The following is a 3,091-nucleotide window of genomic DNA, read 5'->3' on the forward strand; positions in this document are numbered from 1 at the left end:
GGTCCGCCACCGGCTGAACCTGCCCTTCGAGGGCGTCACCGACGACGCGTCGTTCTGCGTCGCCGACCTGCGCGGCGTCACCGGCGTACCCGACGGGTCACTCGCCCTGCGCTTCGGCGACGCGACCTTCGCCCTGATGTTCCCCCTCGGCCCCGGCGGGCACGTCCGCCTCGTCACGATGGCCCCCGGCGACCCCGTCGACCAGGAGTCCACGCTCGCGACGGTCGGTGCCGACCTCGGCCTCACCTGGACGGCCGTCGACTGGTTCTCGACCTACCGTGTCCACCACCGCGTCGCCGCACGGTTCCGCAAGGGATCGAGCTTCCTCGCCGGGGACGCCGCCCACGTGCACTCCCCGGTCGGGGGTCAGGGCATGAACACCGGCCTCCAGGACGCACACCACCTCGCCAACCTCCTCGCCGACGTCGTACAGGAGCACCTCGACCCGGCCTCGCTCGACCGGTACGAGCGTGAGCGCCGCCCCGTGGCGGTGCGGCTCGTCAGGGTCACCGACCGGGCTTTCGGCGTCATCGCCCGCCGTGGCCGCCGGACCGCGTGGCTGCGACGTCGGTTCAGCGTCGTCCTGGCCCACCTCGTGCCCCGCGTCCTCGCCTCGCCCATGGGCGCCCGGGTCGGTGGGCTGCTCGGTCAGTACCGCATCCGCTACCACTTCGTGCCGGACGGGACGGCGACGCCGACGTGGGCCGACGACTCGGCCGTCGGGCTGCGCCTGCCGCCCGTCGGCGGGAGTCAGCAGTCGTTGCGGTCCTTCACCTGGCAACTGCACACCTACGGCACCCCGGCGGTACGCCCGGACGTGCCGGACTGGATGGACGGACCGCACGACTTCGGGACCGACGCCCAGGGCCGACTACGCCCGGGTCGGCTGTACCTCGTCCGTCCGGACGGGTTCGTCGCCGCCTCCCTGCCGCTGCGCGACGGCGTCGTCGACGAGACCGCCCTACGATCCGCCCTCGACTCCCATCTGGTGATCCACCGAGGGAACGGTCGGCGTCCTCAGAGTTGACCGTGCCGGGGTGGCGGGGTGCCGGAGAGCAGCCAGCGCCCCACGTGCTGGACCTTCCACCGGGTCGGGTCGTGCAGGGTGTGGGTCCGCGCGTCCCGCCAGTACCGGGACAGGTTCGACGCGCCCGAGGCAGACCGGGTGCCCCCCAACTCGAACAGCGCCGAGGAGACCTCCACGCTGGACCGGGCGGCGGCCACCTTGGCGACGGCCGTGGCGATCGACGCCGCCGCAGTGGTCGCCTCGGTCAGCTCCGACCTCTCCGCCTCGTCGATCGACGCCGCCGCCTCGCGCAGCAACGCCTCGGCGCCCCGTACCAGGATCTCCAGTTCGCCGGCCTGCTGCACCAGCAGCGGTTCCTCGGCGGCCCGCTCCACGCCGGCCTCGAACCACGGCCGGGCCCGCGACACCTGGGCCACCGCCGCGTCCAAAGCACCCCGGGCGATACCCACGTCCAGGGCGGCGTGCAGCACCTGGGCACGTGCGCCGTACGTCGTCGGCCCGGCGAAGATCGGCGAGTACGGCACCACCTGGTCCTCGTCGACCCCGACCTCGTCGAGCACGACCGTACCGCTGGCGGTGGTCCGCTGCCCCATCCCGTCCCAGTCGTCGCGGACGGTGACCCCGGGGGTGTCCCGTGGCAGGAACGCCACAGCCTTCGGTCGGCCCCCTGTCGATCCGGGCGGCACTGGCGTGTCGGAGAGCACGGCCCGGACGACCAGCCAGTCGGCGAACAGCGCCCCGGTGCTGTAGAACTTCTCGCCGGTGAGGACGTATCCGCCGCCCGGGCGGGGACGGAGGGTCGTGGCGTCGTCGGCGGCGGTCCGGCCGCCCCGCTCCGCCTGCGCGTTGGCGAACAGCGCCCCACCCGACGCCGCGCGGAAGAACCGTTCCTGCTGCGCCTCGGTGCCCTGCAACCGTAGGGCGTGCAGGAAGACGACGTGGCTGTGCGGGATCTGCGCGAGGCTCGCGTCGGCGGTGGCGAGGCTGCGGAACACCTCGGCGAGCACTGCCACCGTCACGTCGGCACCGCCGAAGCGTGCCGGCACCGTCACGCCCAGCAGGCCCGAGTCGGCCAGGAGCGTCAACTCCTCGGCGGGTAGGCGACGTTCCCGGTCACGGGCGGCCTCCTCGCCGAAGGAGGCGGCCAGCTTCCGGGCGACCTCCTGCGCCTCGGCGCCGGTACGGATCACGTGGGTCATGGCGACGTCCGATCGTGTCGGGCCGAGGGCGGTACGACCGCGCCCCCCTGTCGGTGTGAGCACGGAACCCCAGCCCGACACGCTGCAATTCCTATCGGGCTGGTAGGCGTAGTCTGCCCGCCCCCGCCGACCTCGTCAATCCACCCGTCACCACCGCACCCGGGGTGGGAAGGGCGAAGGCCGGGCCGGGGTGGGGATGCCACCCGGACCCGGCCTTCGGCCGGTGCACGATCGGTCAGGACAGGAACTTGTCCAGGGCCGACTCGATGGTGCCGGAGTCCGGAGCCGCGTACGACTCCATGGTCTGCCGGTTGTAGGAGATGAAGCTCGGGCAGCGGTTCGCCGGGGCGTTCACGGTGCCGCCGTCGCCGATCTTCTCGCCGGTCTTCGCGGCGTAGAAGGTCAGCGTGTACTTGCCGGAGATGTACTTCACCTTGATCTGCTTGTCCGAGCTGTCCTTGTACTCGCACTCGCGCGGCTCACCCTGGCTGCCCTCGGTGAACTTGAGGCAGCCGACGACCGAGACCTGGGTGAACTCGGTCGACCGGGCGTAGTACGGCTTGTTCGAGCTGACCGAACGGGTCGACCAGTTGTTCGGCCGGTCCGGGGCGTTGGAGAAGGTGTACGCCTTGGCGCCGGACGCACCGCTGTAGGCGGCGGCGTTGAGGATCGGGCTGCCGTCGCAGACCGAGGACATGTCGCTGGAGAAACGGGCCGTGATGGCGTCGTCGCTCGGCTGCTCCTGCCCCTGCTGCGTCGGGGACGGCTCGGGGGCCGGCGTGGATGGCCCGGTACGGCTTCCTCACCACCGAGGAGGCCGAGCCCACGGTGGCCGACGCCCTGCTCGACAAGCCCGACGGTATCC

At 72.3% G+C, this 3,091-nt stretch carries 3 protein-coding genes; 1 reads left to right on the forward strand and 2 read right to left on the reverse strand.

Annotated features, from left to right (window positions below):
* Window positions 1-1,027: FAD-dependent monooxygenase (locus tag ABT336_RS27055; RefSeq protein WP_350900379.1), on the forward strand; the 1,027-nt coding region annotated here is incomplete at its 5' end.
* On the opposite strand, the gene ABT336_RS27060 is transcribed toward ABT336_RS27055, so the two are convergent.
* Both ABT336_RS27060 and ABT336_RS27065 read right to left on the reverse strand, forming a co-directional pair.
* Window positions 1,018-2,226 (reverse strand): SfnB family sulfur acquisition oxidoreductase, encoded by a 1,209-nt coding sequence (locus tag ABT336_RS27060; protein ID WP_350900381.1) that lies wholly within the window; start codon window positions 2,224-2,226, stop codon window positions 1,018-1,020. The two genes, ABT336_RS27055 and ABT336_RS27060, sit on opposite strands and share 10 nt — an antisense overlap.
* 235 nt (window positions 2,227-2,461) lie before the next feature.
* Window positions 2,462-2,923, reverse strand: a complete 462-nt coding sequence (locus ABT336_RS27065) for a hypothetical protein (protein WP_350900383.1) — start codon at window positions 2,921-2,923, stop codon at window positions 2,462-2,464.
* Window positions 2,924-3,091: the final 168 nt, after the last annotated feature.

It is taken from the genome of Micromonospora sp. NPDC000207 (genome assembly GCF_040300925.1).
Classification (GTDB): domain Bacteria; phylum Actinomycetota; class Actinomycetes; order Mycobacteriales; family Micromonosporaceae; genus Micromonospora.